The organism is Terrabacter sp. 2RAF25, assembly GCF_052115265.1.
Lineage (GTDB): Bacteria > Actinomycetota > Actinomycetes > Actinomycetales > Dermatophilaceae > Terrabacter.
Genome location: NZ_JBFRGJ010000006.1, coordinates 214372 through 235634 on the forward strand (window position 1 = coordinate 214372; position 21263 = coordinate 235634).

Below are 21263 nucleotides of genomic sequence, written 5' to 3' on the forward strand. Positions count from 1 at the left end.
CACCCACAACCTCCCGGCGAGCGGTTCTGGCAAGATCCCGCGGACCACATGACGCCCGCCAGAGAAGGGAGAAGCGACGTGCGAGAGGTCGTGACGCGCAACGAGGTCTTCGACCGGCTCTACGCCGAGGGGCGGGCGGCAGTGCTGGCCCGTCGCCACGGGCAGGACGTGCCGCCCGAGGACGGCGGTCGCTGGCCGGTGACTGTCGTCTGCATCCCGCATCCGTCGACGCGTACGACCCTGGAGCGGTGGATGGAAGAGGTCTGCGAGCTCGCCGGCCCGGGGCACTTCCTCACGGGGCGGAGCGACGCGAGCCACGTCACCATCCGGGCCCTCGAGACCTACCGCGACGCAGCGCACCCCGAGCAGGCGGCATCTCGCGCCTGGGCGTCAGCGATGCGGACCGCAGCCGACGGCACGGCACCTCTGCTGGTGCGGCTGACGGGCGTCACGCTCACGTCGGGCTCGGTGATGGCGCAGCTGGAACCCGTGGGCGACGCTCCGTGGGTCTTCATGGAGCGACTGCGTGAGGCGCTCGGCGAGCACGCCTGGTTCGAGGACCAGTGGGACGGTCGCGACATCTGGTACGTCAACATCCTGCACTTCGCCGCACCGATCGCCGACCCGGAGGGCCTGGTGGCCTGGGTCGGCGCCCGCCGTCAGGTCGACGCCGAGGAAGTCCGTCTGGACTCGGCCAGCCTCGTGCGCTACCGCTACGAGAGCTCAGCGGCCGGCAGGCTGATGGCGATGGAGCCGTGGTGCTCGGCCCCGTTCCGATCCCGCGGCGCAGCGACGACATAGCACGCATGCTGCGCAAAAGCAAGTTCGGCTCTTGACGCGTGCTCCGACGGGCCTCGACTCTGGATGTTCCACGCGGCCCGACCGGGCCGCGACGAGGAGGTCGCAATGGACGAACAGGTAGTGAACCGTCGGCGAGTTCTGGTGGGAGCTGGTGCAGCGGGCGCCGTGGCGGTCGGCAGCGTGGCGGGCGCGTCGTCGGCGTCGGCGAGTGAAGGCAACGGGTCCGCCCTGAGCGGCAGCTGGGTGATCACCCGCAAGGACGACCCGCCGGGCGACCCGACCAAGGTGACGACGGTGATCAGCTTCGCGGGTGGCCGTGTCTTCCTCTCCCATGACATCGCACCGGCCGGCCCACCCGGCACGGGGACGTGGGCGTCACTGGAGGGCGGCGCCTTCAAGGCGACGTTCTGGTTCGGCCAACCCGGGCCGGGCGGGCCCGGGAGTCCTGGCGTCAGCGTCCGCGTACGCGCTCGGGGGAGGGCTCGCAGGTACTCGATCTCCGGGACCTACCGCTTCTCGGTCTTCGACGCGTCCGGGGCCGTCGTCGACAGCGGCACCGGGTCCTTCAGCGGTCACCCCATCGAGGCCTGACCGCTCCCTCGCCTCGGAACGCGCGCTCGGCGGAGCCCGAGTGCCCGGTGCCGGGGGCGTATGCCGCCTTGTGGGCGGGCGATTCCGCCGTGCGGGTCTGTCGATGGCGGGCCCGCACGGCTTCGTTGGTTAGCCTGCTGGAATGACGGACGCCCCCAGGACCGACCCTGCCCTCCAGGCCGAGTCGTCGGGCGATCCCCGCGCCGACCGCGTCACGGCGGCGGTGCGCACGTGGCAGCGGACGCTCGTCGACCTCGGCGGGCGCAACACCCTGCTCTGGTATCGCGACCTGCCCTCCGGCACGCTCGACCTCACGACTGCCCACCCGGGCGGCGTCTCGATGCTGCTCGCCGGGCGGCGCACCCGACTGTCCGACCTCGTGCGCGAGCCGGTCGCCTTCGACGAGGCACGGCGTCGGGTCCGTGCGATCCGGTCCAAGGCCCTCGAGCTGCGCGAGGAGCGCGGCATCGCGGCGGGCTTCGTCGCCATCGGGATGGCGACGTGGTCTGTGCCGCGCGCGGCTCGCCCACCGGCCGCGCCCGTGCTCCTGCGCTCGTGCGTGCTGCGCCCGACGGGCGCGGCACAGGAGGACTTCGAGATCGACCTCGGCCCGGAGGCCGAGCTCAACCCGGTGCTGCGGGAGTACCTCCGTTCCGAGCAGGGGATCGAGATCGACGGCGACTCGCTGGCCGACCTCGCCACGGCCGGCAACGGCTTCGACCCCTACCCCGTGTATGCCGCTCTGGGCCATGAGTGCGCCGCCGTGCCCGACTTCTCGATCGCGCCGCGGCTCGTGCTCGGCACCTTCTCCTACGCCAAGCTGCCCATGGTGGCCGACCTCGGTCTGCAGGGCGACACCCTCGCGAACCACGACGTCGTGGCCGCCCTCGCCGGCGACGAGTCGGCACTCGGCGCCGTGCGGCTGCGCGTGCCCGAGAGCGAGCCTGACCCGGACCCCGAGCACGAGCACCTCGTCCTCGACGCCGACTCCTCACAGCACGCGGCCATCGACGCCGTCCGCGCCGGAGCCCACCTCGTCATCAAGGGGCCGCCCGGCACCGGCAAGTCCCAGACCATCGTCAACCTGATCGCCTCCCTGGCGGCCGAGGGCAAGTCGACGCTCTTCGTCGCCGAGAAACGCGCCGCCATCGACGCCGTCCTCAGCAGGCTCGACCGGCTCGGCCTCGGGGACCTCGTCCTCGACGCGTACGACGGCCCCACGAACAAGCGCGCCACGGCGCAGCAGTTCGCGAAGAGCCTCGATGCCGCGGTCGAGAACGACTCTCCCGTGAACGACCGCACCACCGCGACACTGCGCGAACGTCGCGGTCGTCTGCAGGCGCACGTGCAGGCCCTGCACGCGGTCCGCGACCCGTGGGGCGTCTCCGCGCACGAGGCCCAGGAGGCCCTCGTCGAGCTGGGCACGCGCACCCCGGCGCCGACGAGCCACGTACGCCTGGGTGGCCGTGAGCTCGCCGGCCTGAGCCGCAACCGCGCCGTCGAGCTCGGTCGTCGCCTGCGCGACGTCGCGGGCCTCGGCGCATGGACCCGTGACGGCGACGACCCCTGGTATGCCGCTCGCATCCTCACCGCCGACGACGCCTCGCGCGCCCTCGACATCACGAGCCGACACAGCACGAGCGGGCTCGACGACGCTGCCCGGCAGCTCAACGCGATCCTTTCGGAATCTCATGTGCCAGAGGCGAACTCGCTCGAGGACTGGAAGGCCGCGTTCGCGACCATGGCCAACGTCCGCGAGACGCTCGAGGTGTTCCGTCCGGAGGTCTTCGACATCCCGCTCAAGGAGCACATCGCCGCAACGGCGACCCGCGACTGGCGCGACAACCGCGAGATCGAGATGGGCTGGATCGAGCGGTGGCGCATCCGCCAGCAGACCAAGCGGCTGCTGAGACCCGGGCGTCCGCCGGCCAACCTCCATGAGGAGCTCGTGTCGGCGAGCGAGCAGCGGGAGCACTGGTTCGAGCTCGTCGGCGGTGGCGGCCGGCCCGAGATCTCACCGCGGCTCGACGAGGGGCTGGCGCTCCTCGGCGACCTCACTGCAGACCTCGAATGGCTCGACGACAGGTTGCGGCCCGGGCCCGACGGGCAGACCCTGACGGCGCTGCCGTTGGCCCGGCTCCGCGAGCGGCTGGCGGCGCTCGCAGCGCGCCCCGACCGCATCGCCGTGCTGCCGCAGGTGACCACCGTCCTCGACGAGATGCGCGCCAGCGGTCTGGGTCCGCTGGTCGACGACCTCGCGCGCCGTGGCATGGCGACCGACCAGGTCACCGCCGAGGTCGAGCACGTCTGGTGGGCGTCGCTGGCGCAGGAGATCACGGTGCGCGACCCGGCATACGGCGCCCACGACGGCGCGGGACTGCGCCGCGACGTGGCGGAGTTCGGCGAGGCCGACCGTGACCACCAGGCAGCGACCGTCGCCCGGGTGCGCTCCGCCGTGGCCCGCAACGTGCGCGAGGTGCTCGCCGACAACCCGTCGCACGAGGCTCTCGTGCGGGCCGAGGCCGGCAAGGCCCGCCGCCACAAGCCGTTGCGCGACCTCATGCCGCAGGCCGCCACCACCCTCACGGCGATCAAGCCCTGCTGGGCCATGAGCCCGCTCGTCGTGGCCTCGACCCTGCCGCCGGGCCGCTGGTTCGACGTCGTCATCTTCGACGAGGCCTCGCAGGTGCAGCCGGCCCAGGCGATCTCGGCGATCTCGCGGGCGCGTCAGGTCGTCGTCGCGGGCGACGAGCGCCAGCTGCCCCCGACGAACTTCTTCACGGTGGTCTCCGACGACGAGTCCGACGCCGGCGCGGCGGGAGACGACGCCCTGACCGAGGGCTTCGAGTCGGTGCTCGACGTGCTCGCCGCGGCGCTCCCGACGCGCAACCTCACCTGGCACTACCGCAGCCGCGACGAGCGCCTCATCGCCTTCGCCAACCAGACGATGTACGACGGCCGGCTCACGACGTTCCCGGGCACGTCCATCGACTCGGCGGTCACCTTCGAGCCGGTCGACGGCCAGGCCGAGGTCCAGCCGGGTGTCGATGCCATCGAGACCACCGACAGCGAGGTCGCGCGCGTCGTCGAGCTCGTGCTCGAGCACGCCCGCCGCCGGCCCGCCGAGTCCCTCGGTGTCATCGCCCTCGGCATCAAGCACGCCGACCGGCTCGAGGACGCCATCACCGCAGCCCTGCGCGGCGCGCCCGACGTCGCGCCGTTCTTCGACGAGGCGCGCGAAGAGCGGTTCTTCGTCAAGAACCTCGAGCGGGTCCAGGGCGACGAGCGCGATGCCATCATCCTGTCGATCGGCTACGGCAAGACACCGCACGGCCGGGTGCTGCACCGTTTCGGGCCGCTCAACAACGAGGGCGGCGAGAGACGCCTCAACGTCGCGATCACCCGGGCCCGTGCACGCATGACCGTCGTCTCGGCCCTGCGCGCGGGCGACCTCGACCCGAGCCGGCTCAAGGCCCGCGGGGCGACGATGCTGCGAGACTTCCTGGCCTACGCCGAGAGTCGCGGCGTCGCTGCCGAGGAGGGCACGCTCTTCTCGGCAGCCACCGCGACGAGCGACCCGCTGCGCACCGACCTGGCCAACCGCCTGCGGCGCGAGGGGCTCACCGTGCACGAGGACTTCGGCACGGCGAGCCACCGCATCGACATCGCGATCGAGGACCCCTACCACCGAGGTCGGGCACTCGTCGCCGTCGAGACCGACGGCGACCGGTATGCCGCCCTGCGCAGCACGCGCGACCGTGACCGCCTGCGGCCCGAGCAGCTGGCCCGTCTGGGCTGGGTGCACGAGCAGGTCTGGAGCACCGACATCTTCCGCGACCCGGCTCGTGAGATCGCACGACTGCTCAACGTCGCCCGTACGGCATCCCCGCCGCCGCCGCCGGAGGCGCCGGCCGCCCGTGGACCGCGGGCCTACGACGCCGAGGTCGCCGAGGTCGCCGGATCCGGCGACGGGAGCGCGTCGGGCGCGGAAGCAGCCGGGGCGAGGCCGAGTGTCGCCGCGGATGCCGACGGGTCGCGCGGCGTGGCCCCAGCCGATGACGGCAAGCCCGATGACACCACGGCCCCCGGACGTTCCGCGAAGCGCAAGCGCCGCCGGGTCTTCCGCAAGGGCACGGCAGAGGGCGCCGACGGCACGGCTGCGAACGCCCAGGGTGACGGCAGCGAGCCGGGGGCAGCGCTCCGTGCCAGCAGCGACGAGCTGGACCTCGGTTGGGGCGAGCGCCCCGCTGGCTCAGGCGTCGGCGACCGATGGCTCGAGGAGCAGCGTCCGCCGCACTACGAGTGAACCTCCGCCCTGAGGGCCGACCGCGCGGCTCGACAAGGTAGTGGAATGTTCAATGGGACGGTGGCGTTGTGGGTCGCATGAACACGACGACTCCTTTCACGCTGCGACTCTCGTGGGCCGAGGGTCTGTTCGAACGCGGTGACTTCCTCGCCGCCGCCACGGCGCTCGCCGCGCTCGTCGACGAGGTCGACTCCGCCGAGCAGGCCTCCTCCGACGGCTTCCTGCACTCGGTGACCGAGCTGCGGCTGCTGCTCGCGCGGGCCTACTTCGGGTCGGCGCAGCTCGGGCGCGCGGAGGCGACGTTGGTCCGCGTCATCGAGGACGCCCCGACGGACGCGTACGCCCATTTGCTCCTGGGCCGCACCCTCCAGCGGGCCGGCCGCCACGCCGACGCAGCGCGTCCGCTGGCCCTGGCCGAGATCTTCGGCGGCTACGAACGGCCCCAGGCCTACGGTGCGAACGACCTGGCCGCTGCCGAGGCCGCGAGCCCCACGACGACCTGACCGCCCCCAGGCCTGACCGCCAGCACGAGCTGAGCCCGCACCCAACACCACGGCCGGACCGGCCCCACGAGTTGACCGCACACAACCAGAGATCGCGGCACACCCCACCTCAATATCGAGTGCCCACTTCCCGACGTGTCGGGAAGTGGGCACTCGATGTTTGCTGGCAGGTCTGTCCTGGCAGGGGAGCCGGCTGAGTCGGCTGAGTTTGGCTGAGGCCCTGGGGTCCGCTGATTTTGGCTGAGGCCCTGGGGTCCGCTTGAGCAGGTCAGCGCACGCGGAGGGCGTCGCGGATCTCCTGGAGCAGGATGACCTCCTCCGAGGGAGCCTCGGGCTCCGGCTCGACGCCGGCCTTGCGACGCTCCGCGAGCTTGTTCATCGGCACGACGACCATGAAGTACACGGCCGCGGCAACGATGATGAAGCTGATGAGGACCGTGATGAAGGTGCCGATGTGGACGCCTCCCGGGGCATAGGAGGAGAAGTTCGGAGTCGTGAAGATCTTGCCGATGAGATCCATGATCACCGTGACAAACGCCTCGATGACCTTGCCGAAAGCCCCCGCGATGATGACGGCGACCGCGAGGTCGACGACGTTGCCTCGCATGAGGAAGTCCTTGAAACCCTTGATCATTCGTTTGTCCTGTCTGTCATGACCCCGAAGAACAAGCAGGTCGCCCATGAAGGAGGCGAGTGCCCGGCCGTCGCGGGGCCGTCACCTGCGCCCTCACCGAATTGTGTGGCGGTGCCAGCGTTCCGGTCTGGTCGGTGGAGGATGCACGTGAGTCGCATGTGACTCACGTGGTCGTGCCTGACGCCTCGACCCTACTGGGCAGTGGGGCTGGAGTGGCGGACGGCGAGCACGAGACTCTGGCCGACCTCGAGGGTGCCGAGCCCTCTGGCGACGTCGGAAGCCTGCCGCGGGCCGAGCGCCAGAGTGAGCCGGGGCGGCGCTGCGACCCCGAGTCCCGTCGTCTGCCCGGAGTCATGGACGGCCAGGACGACGACATCGGACGCCACCTGCGCGCCGCTGCCGGTGGCATACAGGTCGACGTGGTTGCCGGGCCGGACGCCGACCGAGCCGGCGTCGACGACGGGGACGCTCAGCGCCACGTGGTCGGACGGCTGGCCCGCGAGCAGATCGCCTCCGACGAGCCGCCCGGGGGTGAGCGCCTCCTGCGCGGCGAGCGGGCCGGAGGCCGTGCGCCCCACGACCTCCGCGGCCGTCGTCAACGCCGTCGCCGGCCGTTGACCACGCGCTCGCGCGACGAGCTCGACGTCGTCGGCCGAGACCACCTGACCGGCCGCCACGTCACGCACCATCACGAGCGTCGGAACCCCGACCCCGCCCGCAGGCACGGGGCGCAGGGCACCGACCGTGACGAGCACCGCGGCCGCGGCCAGGACGGCCGCCGCCCAGCGCCGCCACCGCGACCGTCGGGCGCTGCGGCGACGCGGGCCGTCGGGCCACTGCGAGCGTGACCTCGTGCGAGGTCGGTGCAGCCCGAACATCAGGGCAGCGTGAGCGGCAGCTCCAGCCCGTCGAGGCTGCGGCGGCACGGACACGTGGCTGAATCGTCGGGCTCGTAGGCGGGCATCTGCCCGATGGCGTCGCGCAGGATCGCGCTGAGCCGCTCGACGTTGGTGGCGAACACGCGCAGCACCTCCTCGTGGGTGACGGCGTCGCCACCCTCGACGCCGGCGTCGTGGTCGGTGACCATCGCGATGGTGGTGAAGCACATCGCGAGCTCGCGGGCCAGGGCCGCCTCGGGCATCGCCGTCATGCCGACGATGCCGAAGCCGGCCTGCTGGTGCATGACCGACTCGGCGCGCGAGGAGAAGCGGGGACCGTTGACGACCACCAGGGTGCCTTCAGGCACGACCTCGAGGTCGGAGAGCCTCGAGGCGTCGATCGCGACCTGGCGCCCGTTGGGGCAGTACGGGTCGGCGAACCCGACGTGGACGACCGGGCCCTCCTGCTCGTAGATCGTGTGCGCCCGCCCCCACGTGCGGTCGACGACCTGGTCGGGCACGACGATGGTGCCCGGGCCGTGCTCGGGGCGAAGCGAACCGACCGCGCACGGGGAGAGGATCTGGCGCACGCCGACCGCCCGGAGGGCCCAGAGGTTGGCGCGGTAGTTCACCTTGTGGGGTGCGAACCGGTGGCCCTTGCCGTGTCGGGCCACGAAGGCAACGGTGCGACCCTCGACCTCGCCGACGACGAGAGGGTCGCTCGGGCGCCCGAACGGGGTGTCGACGTCGACGGTGTCGTAGTCGTCGAGGAACTCGTAGAGACCTGAGCCGCCGATGACACCGATCTCGGCGCGCTGGCCGGCGGGGTCGGGCATCGTCGGGAGGGGCACCTGGTCAGTCATCATGCGGCGAGCCTAGGACGGCCACCGAGCGGTGGGCGCGACCCCACGCCACGGGTGGGGACAACGCCCCTGTGCGTCAGGAGGCTGTGGACGACGAGGACGACGCGCCCGAGCCGGACCCCGCCGAGGAGCTCGAGGAGCTCGAGGAGCTGGAGGAACCGGACGAGCTGGAGGAACCGGACGAGCTGGAGGAGCGGGACGAGCCGGGGGAGGAGGTCGACGCGCCACCGGACGACTCCGAGGAACCGGAAGACGTCGAGCCCGAGGAGTTCGAGCCGGCGGAGTCCTTCTTGTCCGAGCCGGCGCCGTCGGCGGGGGTCGAGACGCCCTTGCCCTTGGTCGAGGCCCGCGAGTCGGTCTTGTAGAAGCCGGACCCCTTGAACGCGATGCCGACCGGGTGGATCACCTTGCGCAGCCGGGGCTCGCCGCAGTTGGGGCACACCGTCAGCGAGTCGTCGGTGAACGACTGGCGGATGTCGAAGGCGTGGCCGCACTCTTGGCAGGCGTAGGAGTAGGTGGGCACAGGTGAACCTCGGACGTCGAAGGGGGATGAGCCGCAGGCCAGTCTACGGCCAGCCGGCGAGGCGTCCGCCGCGGCTGATCTCGCGGATGCGGCGCTCGGTGCGCTGCTTGACCTTGGAGGTGGTCACGACGAGCAGGCGGTCGCCGTGCCGGATCGTCGTGTGCGGCTCGGGCACGAATCCCTCGCCGCCCCGCACGACGAGGGTGACGTTGGCCCCCTTGGGCAGGCGCAGCTCGAAGACGGCGACCCCGTGCAGCCGCGACTCGGCACCGACCGTCACCTGGATGACGTCGGCGCTGATCTCCATGAGCGAGGTCGACTCGAGGTCGACGTCGACCGAGTGCACCTGCTCGGTGAGACCGAGCCGTTTGGCGACCCACGGCAGGGTGGGTCCCTGCACCACCGTGAAGACCACGACGAGCATGAAGACGAGGTCGAAGATCCATTCTGTGTCGGGTGTCCCCGTCACGCCGGGAACGGTCGCGAGCACGACGGGCACGGCGCCCCTGAGCCCGGCCCACGACAGGAACGCCTGCTCACGCCAGGGCACGCGGAACCACGACACGGACACGATGACCGAGAGCGGCCGAGCCACGAGGAGGAGCACGAGCCCGATCACCAGCGCCTTGACGAACATCTCGTCGAGCCGCGTGGGGTCGGCGAGCAGGCCGAGCAGCACGAAGAGGCCGATCTGCGCGATCCAGCCCATCGCGTTGCCGAAGCTCTGGAAGGCCACTCGGTTGGGCAGGCCCATGTTGCCGAGCACGAGCGCGGCGATGTACGTCGCGAGGAAGCCGGACACGTGGACGGCAGCGCCCACGGCATACGCGAGCACCGTCAGCGACACGACGCCGATCGAGAAGAGGGCGGAGGACGCGCCGGCCACGCGACGGAGCAGCTGGCCGCCGACCCAGCCGACGACCCCACCCACGAGGGCGCCGCCGGCGAGCTCGACCGCGGTGTGGAAGAGCAGGACCCACCACGGGTCGGCCGTGCCTCCGGGCATGCCCTGCGCGGCGAACGCGACGACGAGGATGACGACGGGGGCGTCGTTGAAGCCCGACTCGGCCTCGAGCATGCCCGAGATGCGGCGGGGGAGTGCGACGTTGCGCAGCACGGCGAAGACGGCGGCTGCATCGGTCGAGCTGACGACCGCACCGATGAGCAGCGAGATCGTCCACGACAGGGGGAGGAAGGCGTGGGCGGCAACCGCGACGACGAGCACCGACACGACGACGCCCACGGTCGAGAGCACCGCGGCCGGCGCCACCGAGCGCCTGATGTTGCTCCAGGACGTCGTGAGGCCACCCTCGGCGAGGATGAGCACGAGCGCCGCGTACCCGAGCACCCGGGTCGTCGACGCGTCGTCGAACTGGATGCCGGCGCCGGCGTTGCCGAGGGCCAGTCCGATGCCGAGGTAGATGAGCAGTGACGGAAGGCCCGAACGCACCGAGAGACGGACGGCCGCGACCGCCACGAGCAGGACCAGCGAGCCGACGAGGAGCACACGTGTCAGGTCGTCGAGGCTCATGCTCGACGACGTGATGGACGAGAGTGCGGGCAAAGGCGACTCCTCAGGTGTGGGCCAATCCAACCATCCCGGTGGACTGCTCCGGGCAGGGTGTCCGCGCCCGTCACAACCCCACGAGACGGTTCGGCAACGATGCGGAGCGGCACTCCGCGGGCGGCGGCTCGGGCACCGGACCGTGGCCTAGGCTCGTTCGCGTGTCACGGTTGAAGCGCGCCCGTCAGATCGTCCTGCTCATCGCCGTCCTGCTCGTCATGGCGGTGGTCGGGACGAGCATCGTGGCGATCTCGGTCGTGCGGCAGTCGTTCCCCGAGACCGGCGGCGAGCTCCAGATCGAGGGCCTCACCAGCTCGGTCACCGTCAACCGGGACGACCGCGGCATCCCGTCCATCTACGCCGACAACGCCAACGACCTCTTCCGGGCGCAGGGCTTCGTCAGCGCCCAGGACCGCTTCTTCGAGATGGACCTGCGCCGGCACGTGACCGCCGGACGCCTCTCCGAGATGGTCGGCAGCTCGAGCGTCGACACCGACAAGGTGATCCGCACCATGGGGTGGCGCCGCGTCGCCGAGCAGGAGCTGCCCAAGCTCGCCCCCGAGACCCGGCAGTACCTCCAGGCGTACGCCGACGGTGTCAACGCGTACATCAAGCAGGCGGGCTCGCCCGAGAAGATGTCGCTCGAGTACACGGTTCTCGCCCGACGCAACCCGAACTACCGCGTCGAGCCGTGGACGCCCGTCGACTCGCTCGCCTGGCTCAAGGCGATGGCGTGGGACCTGCGCGGCGACTACAAGGACGAGCTGGCCCGCGCGCAGCTGTCACGGACCACCCGCTCGCTCAAGCAGATCAACCTGCTCTACCCGCCCTACCCGGTCGACCGCAACCTGCCGATCCTCTCCGCGCAGGATTGGCAGCCGGCAGCCGAGGCCGACCAGGCCGCCAGCGCCGAGCCGGCCGCCCTCGAGCAGCTGCGGTCTGCCGACGGCAACACCGCAGTCACCTCGGCGCTCGCGTCGGTCGAGGCCGTGCCGGCCCTGCTCGGTCGCGGCGACGGCATCGGCTCGAACTCGTGGGTCGTGTCGGGCAGCCGCACGACCACCGGGAAGCCCCTGCTCGCCAACGACCCGCACCTGGCCCTCTCCATCCCCGGCATCTGGGGCCAGGTGAACCTCCAGTGCCGCACCGTCAGCCCTGCATGCCCGTTCCGCGTGTCGGGGTTCACCTTCTCGGGACTGCCCGGCGTCGTGATCGGCCACAACGACAAGGTCGCCTGGGGCATGACGAACCTCGGGCCCGACGTCACCGACTTCTTCCTCGAGCAGGTCACCGGCGACGCGTACCTTCGCGACGGCGCGAACACGCCGCTCGTCCAGCGCAAGGAGGTCATCAAGGTCGCCGGCGGTGCCGACGTGCCGATCACCGTGCGCTCGACCGTGCACGGGCCGATCCTGTCCGACGTCGTGCCCGACATCGACACCGCCGGTGACCGCAGCGTCGTGCGCGGTGCCGCCCAGTCCAACCGGTATGCCGTCTCGCTGGCCTGGACGGCGCTGACGCCGGGCACCACGGCCGACGCGATCTTCGCGCTGAACAAGGCCGGCAACTGGTCCGACTTCCGCAAGGCGGCCGCCCTCTTCTCGGTGCCGTCGCAGAACCTCGTCTACGCCGACACCGCAGGTCACATCGGCTACCAGGCGCCGGGCAAGATCCCGGTGCGCCGTTCGTCGACCCCGGGGGCGCCCCCCGGCTTCTGGCCGGCGCCGGGCTGGGACTCGCAGTGGGACTGGAAGGGGTACGTGCCGTTCGACGACCTGCCCCAGACGTTCGACCCGGCTGAGGGCTTCATCGTCACCGCCAACCAGGCCGTCACCGCCAGCCAGACCCCGTTCCTCACCTCGGAGTGGGACTACGGCTTCCGGGCCCAGCGCATCCGCACGCTGCTCGCTGCGACGCCGAAGGTCTCGCCCGAGACGATGACGCAGATCCAGGGCGACAGCCGCAACACGTACGCGCCGGGCCTGGTCGAGCGGCTGCTGTCCGTCCAGGTCGACGACTTCACGGCCCAGGCCCAGCGGCTGCTGCGTGACTGGGACGGCAGCCAGCCGAACGACAAGTCCCGCGACTCCGCGTCGGCCGCGTACTACAACGCCGTGTGGAAGTACCTGCTCGAGTTCACCTTCGACGAGCTCCCGCCCGACATCGCCCCCGACGGCGGAAGCCGGTGGATGGTCGTCATGGAGCAGCTGCTCAAGGACCCCAAGAACGACTGGTGGGACGACAAGACGACGCCCGGCGTGACCGAGGGGTCGGGCGAGATCCTCAAGCGTGCGCTCGTCGAGGCTCGTCTCGACCTGGCCCGCGAGCTCGGCAAGGTGCCCGCGACCTGGCGCTGGGGTCGGCTGCACCAGCTCGACCTGAAGCACCAGGTGATGGGTGCCGACGGCGTGCCGTCGCTCGTCCAGAGCCTCTTCAACCGCGTGGACATCGAGCTCGGGGGAGGCAACTCCATCGTCAACGCCAACTCGTGGAACGCCTCGAAGCCCGGCTACGACGTCACCAGCGGCCCGTCCATGCGCATGGTCGTCGACCTCGGCAACCTCGACGCGTCGCGCTGGGTCAACTCGACCGGCCAGTCCGGGCACACCTACGACGACCACTACTCCGACCAAGTCGATGCGTGGGCGGCGAACGAGACGTTCCCGTGGCCGTTCAGCCAGACCGCCGTACGCGACGCGTCCGCCGACGAGCTGACCCTCGTCCCGCCGCGGCCGGCGACGACGCCCTAGCTGCACTGACCGGGCGACCTAGCGCAGCCGCACCACGCGGCCGGTCGTCGTCACGTAGCCGTCGACCGGCACGTCGTGGTCGTCGGTGGGCAGGTCGGCCTCGCTCTGCTCGCCCTCGTGGAGCAGCGTGATGACGGGGGTGGCGGCGTCGCGGTGCAACAGGGCCCGGTCGTAGCAGCCGCCGCCCTGCCCGAGGCGTGCGCCGTGGGCGTCGACAGACAGACCCGGCGTGACGACGAGGTCGCACGTCGCGAGCGCATCCGTGCCGAGCAGGCCGTCAATCTCTTCGGCGGAGTCGGCGTCTGGGTCGCGGGAGTGCTGCGGGTGGCTGGGGCGGCTCACCGTCGCGCGGTCGCCCGTGGCGCCCCGGACGGCATACCTCCACTGGAGGGAGTAGTCGTCGAGGACCACTGGCACGATGACCTCGTGCCCGGCGTCGAGGAGCGCCTCGACGAGACGCCCGGTCGGCGGCTCGTCGGGCAGCGACTCGTAGACGGCGACGCGCGCCGGCTCGGGAACGAAGCGCAGCACCGCCTCGGCCAGCGCCCTCGACGCCGCCTCCAGGTCCATCCCGGCGGCGAGCTCGCGCCGCCGGTCGCGTGCGGCGTGACGGAGGTCACGCTTGCCGGGGGCGCTCACGGGGCCCACATTCCGCGCACTGGGGTGCCGCACATACGGCCCATCGTAAGGTGATGGCCATGAGTGACCAGGGGCTCCAGGCGTCCGTCGCACTGATGCGCGAACGGGGCCTAGGTCCCGAGGCGATCACGGTGTTCGAGCACTACTACGCCCAGCTGCAGGACGGTGCGCTCGGCACCATCCCCGAGGACTCCATCGAGCCTCTCGGAGAGGTGCAGACGCTGCGCGAGGTCAGGGTCTCCGACGAGGAGGCCCGCGAGGCCCTGTCGCGCACGGCCGTGATCAAGCTCAACGGAGGCCTCGGCACCGGCATGGGGATGTCGGGCGCGAAGTCGGCCCTCGAGGTCAAGGACGGTCTGACCTTCCTCGACATCATCGCCCAGCAGGTGCTCGCCCTCCGGCAGCGGTGGGGTGTCGAGCTTCCCCTCGTGCTGATGAACTCGTTCCGCACCTCGGAGGAGTCGCTGAAGATCCTCTCGAAGTACGCCGACCTGCCCGTCGAGGGGCTGCCCCTGGACTTCATCCAGAACGCCGAGCCGAAGCTGACCCCCGACGACCTCACACCGGTCCAGTGGCCGGCCGATCCCGAGCTCGAGTGGTGCCCGCCGGGTCACGGAGACGTCTACGTCTCGCTCGTGACGTCAGGCGTGCTCGACGCGTTGCTGGAGAAGGGGATCCGCTACGCGTTCCTCTCGAACTCCGACAACCTCGGCGCGACCTGCGACCCCGACGTCGCCGCGTGGATGGTCGAGCACGGCCTGCCCTACGTCGCCGAGGTCTGCAAGCGCACCAAGAGCGACCGCAAGGGTGGTCACCTGGCCGTCCGCAAGTCCGACGGGCGCATCGTGCTGCGCGACACGGCCCAGGTGGCCGAGGGCGACGAGCGGCACTTCCGCGACATCAAGCGGCACAGCACCTTCAACGCCAACAACGTCTGGATCGACCTGCAGGTGCTACGCGAACGGATGACCGCCAAGCAGGGGGTCCTCGGCCTGCCGATCATCGTGAACCACAAGACCGTCGACCCGGCCGACCCGACCTCACCCGAGGTCATCCAGATGGAGTCGGCGATGGGCACGGCCATCGAGGTCTTCGAGGGCTCCGAGGCGATCCTCGTGCCGCGCACGCGGTTTCGTCCGGTGAAGACGACCAACGACCTGCTTGTCATCCGATCCGACTTCTTCTCGCTCGACGACGACTACCACGTCGTCGCGGCCGTCGACGGTCCAGAGCCGTTCGTCGACCTCGACTCCGCCTACCGGTTCGTCCCCGGCTTCGAGAAGCGGTTCCCCAAGGGGGTGCCCTCGATGCGCGACTGCACCAGCCTGCGCGTCATCGGCGACCCTGTCTTCGGGCGCAACGTCAGGTGTGTCGGCGAGGTCCTCATCGACGGCTACCGACGTGTCCTCGACGACGCCGTGCTCGGTGAGCTGCCCACTCCTGCAACGGTTCCCGTTGAGACGCCGGGTCACGTCCGCACGGTCGACGAGCACCTCAAGTCGATCCTGTCCACGCTCCAACCGTCGCCGACCGAGTGGACTGCCCTCACGGACGCCCTGGGCCTCGTGGTGGCCCGCGACGTGCGCGCCAAGGTGGACCTCCCACATTTCGACAACTCGTCGATGGACGGGTATGCCGTCCGCGCCGACTCGCTCGCCGAGGCGGAGGACAACCCGGTCAGGCTGCGCATCGTCGGGGAGGTCGCGGCTGGCGACAACCCGACCTTCTCCGTCGGACCCGGCGAGGCTGCACGCATCATGACCGGGGCGCCCATGCCCGAAGGCGCCGACGCCGTCATCGCCGTCGAGGACACCGACGGGGCCGCCACCGGTGAGGTCGAGTGCCGTGTCGCCGTCGACCCCGGGCGCTACGTGCGTCCACGTGGTGAGGACGTCACCTCCGGGTCCGTGGTCGTCTCCGCGGGAGAGGTCGTGGGCGCGCGCACCATCGCGCTGCTGGCGGCGTGCGGCTACGCCGAGGTCGAGGTGCACCGTCGTCCGCACGTCGTCGTCCTCTCGACCGGGTCCGAGCTCGTCGAGCCCGGAAAACCCTTGCAGCCCGGACAGATCCACGACTCCAACTCGTCCATGCTCTGGGCCGCCGCGGTTGGGGCGGGGGCGTCGGCCGAGATCCGCGCGGCGGTGGGTGACTCCGACGACGAGCTGGTCAAGGCACTCGACGAGGTGGTCGGCCAGGCCGATGTCGTCATCACGAGCGGTGGGGTGTCGATGGGGGCCTACGACGTCGTCAAGAGCGCACTGCAGGGCGAGGGCGTCGACTTCGTCAAGGTGGCCATGCAGCCGGGCAAGCCGCAGGGCTTCGGGCTGCTCACGGGTCCCGGCGGACGGCGTGTGCCGCTGTTCGCGCTGCCAGGCAACCCCGTCTCGTCGTTCGTGTCGTTCGAGGTCTTCGTCCGACCGGCCCTGCGGCGGCTGATGCGCCTGAGCCCGGAGAAGCGCCGGCTCCGGCCTGCGACCCTGATCTCCGGTGTCGAGTCGTTCGGCGGTCGACGTCAGTTCGGTCGCGCCGTCGTCTCTCGCTCGGCCGAGGGGACGCTCGTCGCCGTGCCGGTCGCTGGGCAGGGCTCGCACTTCGTGGCCGACCTCGCGAAGGCCAACGCGCTCTTCGTCGTGCCCGAGGACGTCACCGAGCTCGTCGCCGGCGAGGTCGTCGACGTGCTCGTGCTCGACCGGGAGGCGTGATGGGGGAGCAGCCGCAGGTCCCCGGTCCGGCAGACCCGAGCGACCCGCCAGATCCCACCGACCCCTGGCTGACCCACGTGCGTGCCGACGGGAGCGCCCACATGGTCGACGTCTCGGCGAAGGCGGTCACGGCCCGCGAGGCGAGTGCGGCCGGACGGGTCCTCCTGTCCGCCGACGCCGTGGCTGCCCTGCGATCGGGTGCCGTGCCCAAGGGTGACGCTCTCGCGGTGGCCCGCATCGCCGGCATACAGGCGGTGAAACGCACCCCGGAGCTCATCCCATTGGCCCACCCCATCGCCGTCCACGGCGTCGAGGTCGACGTCACGGTGGCCGACGACGGCGCCGACATCTCGGCGACGGTGCGCACCGCCGACCGCACCGGCATCGAGATGGAGGCGCTCACTGCCGTGTCCGTCGCTGCCCTCGCGCTCATCGACATGGTCAAGGCGGTCGACAAGCACGCCCGCATCACCGACGTGCGCGTCACGGCGAAGTCCGGCGGCCGCTCGGGGGACTGGCGTGAGTGACGGGTTCGGCTCGGGGCGGCGGGCCGTCGTCGTCATCGCGTCGACCCGCGCGGCGGCCGGTGTCTATGAGGACAAGACCGGGCCGGTCATCGCCGAACGGTTGCGCGCGTGGGGCTTCGTGGTCGCCGGCCCGGTCGTGGTGCCCGACGGCGACGAGCTCGGCCGTGCGCTTCGAGAGGCGCTGGCCGCCGAGCCGGAGCTCGTTCTCACCAGCGGCGGCACCGGCCTCACGCCCACCGACGTGACGCCCGAGCAGACCGCGCCGTTGCTCGACCGACTGGTGCCCGGGGTGGCGGAGGCGATCCGCGCGGCAGGCGTCGCCAAGGGAGTTCCCACCGCGATGCTGTCGCGGGGCCTGGTCGGTGTCGCCGGGCGCACGTTCGTGGCGAACTTGCCCGGGTCTCGAGGGGGCGTGGTCGACGCGCTCGACGTTCTCGGGCCTGTGCTGGGGCACGCGCTCGACCAGGTCCCGGGCAGCGACCACTGATGACCCGATGGGTAGGCCTGCAGGACAAAACGATTCACCGCTGCGCGACGTCGGGCGTGACGCGATGAGGATGCCGTGGCGTCCCCACCGCGACGGTCAGGCTCGCTGGCCCGTCGTCCTGCGCGACGCCTCGGTCGATCCCGTCGTGGTGCTGCGGCCCTTGCGCATCGACGACGAACGCGACTGGCAGCGGGTGCGCCGCGACAACGCTGCCCACGTCCAACCGTGGGAACCGACGCTGCCGCCAGGAGCGCCGCCGCGCACGCCGGTGTCGTTCCGGCAGTTCGTGCGCGACCTCGACGCCGAAGCGCGCGCCGACCGGGCGCTGCCGTGGTGCATCGAGGTCGGTGGCCGCATCGTCGGGCAGGTGCATCTCTTCGGAATCGTCCGCGCAGCACAGCAGTCCGGGGCCGCCGGCTACTGGCTCGACGAGTCGGTGACCGGGCGAGGGATCGCCACGCGAGCTCTGGCGCTGGCCGTCGACCACGCCCTGGGTGAGGGCGGGCTGCACCGCGTCGAGGTGAACATCCGGCTCGACAACGAGAAGTCGCTGCGGGTGGCCGAGCGCTTGGGGCTGCGTGACGAGGGCGTACGCCGTCGCTTCCTCCACATCGACGGCGCGTGGCGCGACCACCGGTCGTTCGCCGTGACGACCGAAGACCTCGCCGGCTCGACCCTCATGACCCGTCTGTCACAGGTGTAACACCAGCCTCTTGCGCGACACGCCTCGAATGTGCGGGGTCGTTACCGAACCGCGTCCTACCGTGGGTCACGTGCCCGTCAGCAGCCTCATCTTCGTCGTCATCGTGGCGATCTGGGCTGCCTACCTCGTGCAGCACTGGGCCCGTCGCCGGGAGGATGCCGCGGCGACCAGGTCCGTCGACGGCTTCTCCGAGGCCATGCGCGTCCTCGAGAAGCGACCCTCGCTGCCGACCACCGAGCTGAGCACCCCGCGACCACGTTCGTATGCCGTCAAGCCGGCCCGCGTCGGCGGCCCGACGGTCGACGTGAAGCGAGCCGTTCCGGCCGGGACCTCGCGCCGCCACTCGCCGCTCGTGGCCCGTCGCTCCGACGAGCAGCTCGTCGCCACGGACCACGCCGAGGCGGTCTTCACGCTCTCCGGCAGCGACGACAACGACATCGCCCCCTACGCCACCGAGGTGGACCGAATGCACGAGTCAGCGCGCCAGTCGAGCACTACCGGGTCCCACCGCCGGCCCAGTAGCGTTCCGGCCCCTGCTCGGGTCCCACTCTCGCAGAGGCGTATTCGTGCTGTCCTGCTCCTCGCGGCCGTCGTGTGGCTTCCGGTCTCGGTCGTGCTGACCGTGACCGGCCTGCTGATGTGGGTCTCCATCCCGTTCGCCGTCCTCACGGTCGGCGCCGTGCTCGTGTGGCTGCGGGCCGAGGCCCAGGCCGACAAGCTGCGCACGTCGGCTGACGAGGCGCGCGGTCAAGGTCGGTCGCAGCGCCGTCGTCGCCGAGATCGTCGCGACGACGAGTACAACTGGACGGCAACACACGTGCCCGCGCTGTCGAGTGACGACACGCAGGTCATCCGCAGCTCGGCCTCGGCTGTGGCCGTGGGTGTCGAGCAGATGGTCACCGTCGGGGCGGCGGGCGCAGCGCACGCCGTGCAGGCCCAGGCCCACGTCGAGCCCGGCGTCTTCGACGTGCAGGCGCCGGTCGCGGGCGAGGCCCCCGTGGCGCAGCCCGAGCCGGAGGTGGCACCCGAGGGCAGCTGGAGCCCGGTGCCCGTGCCGAAGCCGACCTACGCGCTCAAGGCGAAGGCCGAGCCGCGCTTCACCGAGGGCGGCATCCCAGCCGATGTCTTCGACACGCCTGAGTTCGCCGACGAGGCCGAGGAGCTCGACGACCGAGCCCTCTTCGCCCGCCGCGCCGTCTCGCAGTAAGCCCGCGCGCCAGCTCAGCCGCGACCGGGTTGGCGGGGCCGCCGAGGCGGACGGGCCTTAGCGCCTGCCTGGGTGGCGGTTTGGGGGCCGTGGCGCCGGATCCGGCGGGTGGGCGACTGCCTGAGTGGCGGTTTGGGGGCCGTGGCGCCGGATCCGGCGGGTGGGCGCCTGCCTGGGTGGCGGTTTGGGGGCCGCGGCGCCGGATCCGACGGCTGGGCGCCGGCCCAAGCCTGCCGGCATACGGGCCCCGGAAGGCACGGACCCGCGGGACGGTCAGGCGTTGGCGGGCGAACTGCCGTCGTCTGCCGACTCAGCCAGCTCGCGGTCGAGCTGCTGGCCGCTCTCGTCGCTGAACAGATGCTTGCCGACCGCATTCAGCACGGCCGCGAAGGGCACCGCGACGAGCGCGCCGACGATGCCGGCGATGATCGACCCGGTGGCGATGGCGAGGATGACGGCCAGCGGGTGCACGCTGACGGCCTTGCCCAGCAGGAACGGCTGGAGCACGTGCGACTCGAGCTGCTGGACGCCGATGACGACGGCCAGCATGATCAGCGCGACGCCCGGACCGTGGGCGACCAGTGCCAGCAGAACCGCCACCGCACCCGACAGCAGCGCGCCGACGATGGGGATGAAGGCCAGCAAGAACACCAGGATGCCGATCGCGAAGGCGAACGGCACCTTGAGGATCGCGGCACCGACCGAGATGCCGATCGCGTCGACCAGGGCCACGATCATCGTCGCACGCACGAACGCCGACAGCTGGTGCCAGGCGATGATGCCGGACGAGTCGACGCGCGGGCGGGTCGCGCGCGGGAAGAGCCGCACGACCCAGCCCCAGATGCGCGGCCCCTCGTAGAGGAAGAAGAAGAGGGAGAAGAGCGCGATGAAGAGGCCGGCGATGAAGTGCGTCGCCGTGAGGCCGACCGACGTGGCGGTGTCGCCGAGGTTGCCCGACTCGCTGACCTTGTCGCGGATCGTGTTGAAGTACTGGTCGAACTGCGCGTCGGTGATCTTGAAGCTCGTGCGCACCCAGTCACGGATGCGTTCGAGGCCGGTCGCGACCTGGGAGGTGAGGTCGGAGAAGCCGCTGCTGAACTGCGACCCGACGAGCGTGAACAGGGCGCTGACGAGGATCAGCACGCCCAGGACGGTGAGGCCCGCGGCGCCGCCAGGCTTGAGCCGGCGTGCCTGCAGCCACAGCGCGACCGGCCGCAGCAGGGCGGTGACCAGGATCGCGATGGCCACCGGCACGATGATCTCGGAGACGGCGCGCACCGCCTGCGACAGCACGTAGAGGGCCGCCCCGATGAGCAGGATGCGCCACGCCCAGTCGGCCGCCACGCGCATGCCGGGCGGCACCTCCGCCGCCTCGATGCCGGGCAGCTCGGGCGCGAGGGGAGGGGTCACGTCGTTGGCCGCGGTCGGTGCGGGGGGCGCCGGCTCGGGCGTCCGGACGGAGGGGGCGTCAGCCGCTTTGTCGGTCACGGTGACACCGTATGCTGCCCGGCGCGGCCAACGGGGCAACGACCGTTCCCCATGCGGCCGTGAAACCCGGCATCACGATCACGATCGCGCATCGGCG

General features: G+C 71.4%; 17 protein-coding genes and 1 pseudogene. 11 read left to right on the forward strand and 7 right to left on the reverse strand.

The window, feature by feature from the left end; genetic code table 11:
- Positions 1-78: 78 nt before the first annotated feature.
- From AB4091_RS16130 to AB4091_RS16145, 4 genes are all read left to right on the forward strand, one after another.
- Positions 79-801, forward strand: coding sequence for a hypothetical protein (locus tag AB4091_RS16130; protein ID WP_442292785.1), 723 nt, complete (start codon positions 79-81; stop codon positions 799-801).
- Positions 802-942: 141 nt separating this feature from the next.
- Positions 943-1392, forward strand: coding sequence for a hypothetical protein (locus AB4091_RS16135; protein ID WP_442292787.1), 450 nt, complete (start codon positions 943-945; stop codon positions 1390-1392).
- A gap of 142 nt (positions 1393-1534) precedes the next feature.
- Positions 1535-5698, forward strand: coding sequence for an AAA domain-containing protein (locus AB4091_RS16140; RefSeq protein ID WP_442292789.1), 4164 nt, complete (start codon positions 1535-1537; stop codon positions 5696-5698).
- A gap of 77 nt (positions 5699-5775) precedes the next feature.
- Entirely contained in the window at positions 5776-6201 is a 426-nt protein-coding gene (locus tag AB4091_RS16145) for a tetratricopeptide repeat protein (protein WP_442292791.1), read from the forward strand.
- A 268-nt stretch (positions 6202-6469) separates the two neighbouring features.
- Here AB4091_RS16145 and mscL read toward each other — a convergent pair whose 3' ends face one another.
- The 3 genes from mscL to AB4091_RS16160 form a co-directional block, all read right to left on the reverse strand.
- Positions 6470-6835, reverse strand: a complete 366-nt coding sequence (gene mscL / locus AB4091_RS16150; RefSeq protein WP_442292793.1) for a large conductance mechanosensitive channel protein MscL — start codon at positions 6833-6835, stop codon at positions 6470-6472.
- 191 nt (positions 6836-7026) lie between these two features.
- The gene (locus AB4091_RS16155) at positions 7027-7713 is read right to left on the reverse strand and encodes an SAF domain-containing protein (RefSeq protein WP_442292795.1); all 687 of its coding nucleotides are present in this window, start codon (positions 7711-7713) and stop codon (positions 7027-7029) included.
- Entirely contained in the window at positions 7713-8579 is an 867-nt protein-coding gene (locus AB4091_RS16160) for an S-methyl-5'-thioadenosine phosphorylase (RefSeq protein WP_442292797.1), read from the reverse strand. The genes AB4091_RS16155 and AB4091_RS16160 overlap by 1 nt, the downstream gene beginning before the upstream one ends.
- A gap of 83 nt (positions 8580-8662) precedes the next feature.
- Between AB4091_RS16160 and AB4091_RS16165 the strand changes: the two genes are divergently transcribed.
- Positions 8663-8941 (forward strand): hypothetical protein, encoded by a 279-nt coding sequence (locus AB4091_RS16165; RefSeq protein ID WP_442293134.1) that lies wholly within the window; start codon positions 8663-8665, stop codon positions 8939-8941.
- A gap of 14 nt (positions 8942-8955) precedes the next feature.
- On the opposite strand, the pseudogene AB4091_RS16170 reads toward AB4091_RS16165, so the two are convergent.
- Together AB4091_RS16170 and AB4091_RS16175 are read right to left on the reverse strand one after the other, a co-directional pair.
- Positions 8956-9099, reverse strand: a pseudogene (locus AB4091_RS16170) (FmdB family zinc ribbon protein); the annotation flags it as partial.
- Between the two features lie 43 nt (positions 9100-9142).
- Complete coding sequence (locus AB4091_RS16175) at positions 9143-10663, reverse strand: potassium/proton antiporter (RefSeq protein ID WP_442292799.1); 1521 nt, start codon at positions 10661-10663, stop codon at positions 9143-9145.
- A gap of 161 nt (positions 10664-10824) precedes the next feature.
- Between AB4091_RS16175 and AB4091_RS16180 the strand changes: the two genes are divergently transcribed.
- A complete protein-coding gene (locus tag AB4091_RS16180; protein ID WP_442292801.1) occupies positions 10825-13413 on the forward strand; it encodes a penicillin acylase family protein in 2589 nt (862 codons plus the stop codon).
- A gap of 18 nt (positions 13414-13431) precedes the next feature.
- Here AB4091_RS16180 and AB4091_RS16185 read toward each other — a convergent pair whose 3' ends face one another.
- Positions 13432-14052, reverse strand: coding sequence for a 5-formyltetrahydrofolate cyclo-ligase (locus tag AB4091_RS16185; RefSeq protein WP_442292803.1), 621 nt, complete (start codon positions 14050-14052; stop codon positions 13432-13434).
- Positions 14053-14111: 59 nt separating this feature from the next.
- Between AB4091_RS16185 and glp the strand changes: the two genes are divergently transcribed.
- From glp to AB4091_RS16210, 5 genes are all read left to right on the forward strand, one after another.
- Positions 14112-16754: a molybdotransferase-like divisome protein Glp gene (gene glp / locus AB4091_RS16190; RefSeq protein ID WP_442292805.1), complete on the forward strand. Its 2643-nt coding sequence runs from the start codon at positions 14112-14114 to the stop codon at positions 16752-16754.
- Between the two features lie 101 nt (positions 16755-16855).
- Positions 16856-17281 (forward strand): cyclic pyranopterin monophosphate synthase MoaC, encoded by a 426-nt coding sequence (gene moaC, locus AB4091_RS16195; RefSeq protein WP_442293122.1) that lies wholly within the window; start codon positions 16856-16858, stop codon positions 17279-17281.
- Complete coding sequence (locus AB4091_RS16200; RefSeq protein WP_442292807.1) at positions 17274-17768, forward strand: MogA/MoaB family molybdenum cofactor biosynthesis protein; 495 nt, start codon at positions 17274-17276, stop codon at positions 17766-17768. The genes moaC and AB4091_RS16200 overlap by 8 nt, the downstream gene beginning before the upstream one ends.
- Positions 17769-17838: 70 nt before the next feature.
- Complete coding sequence (locus tag AB4091_RS16205; protein WP_442292809.1) at positions 17839-18471, forward strand: GNAT family N-acetyltransferase; 633 nt, start codon at positions 17839-17841, stop codon at positions 18469-18471.
- Between the two features lie 70 nt (positions 18472-18541).
- The gene (locus AB4091_RS16210) at positions 18542-19678 is read left to right on the forward strand and encodes a hypothetical protein (RefSeq protein WP_442292811.1); all 1137 of its coding nucleotides are present in this window, start codon (positions 18542-18544) and stop codon (positions 19676-19678) included.
- Between the two features lie 273 nt (positions 19679-19951).
- On the opposite strand, the gene AB4091_RS16215 is transcribed toward AB4091_RS16210, so the two are convergent.
- Positions 19952-21166, reverse strand: a complete 1215-nt coding sequence (locus AB4091_RS16215) for an AI-2E family transporter (protein ID WP_442292813.1) — start codon at positions 21164-21166, stop codon at positions 19952-19954.
- Positions 21167-21263 lie beyond the last annotated feature (97 nt).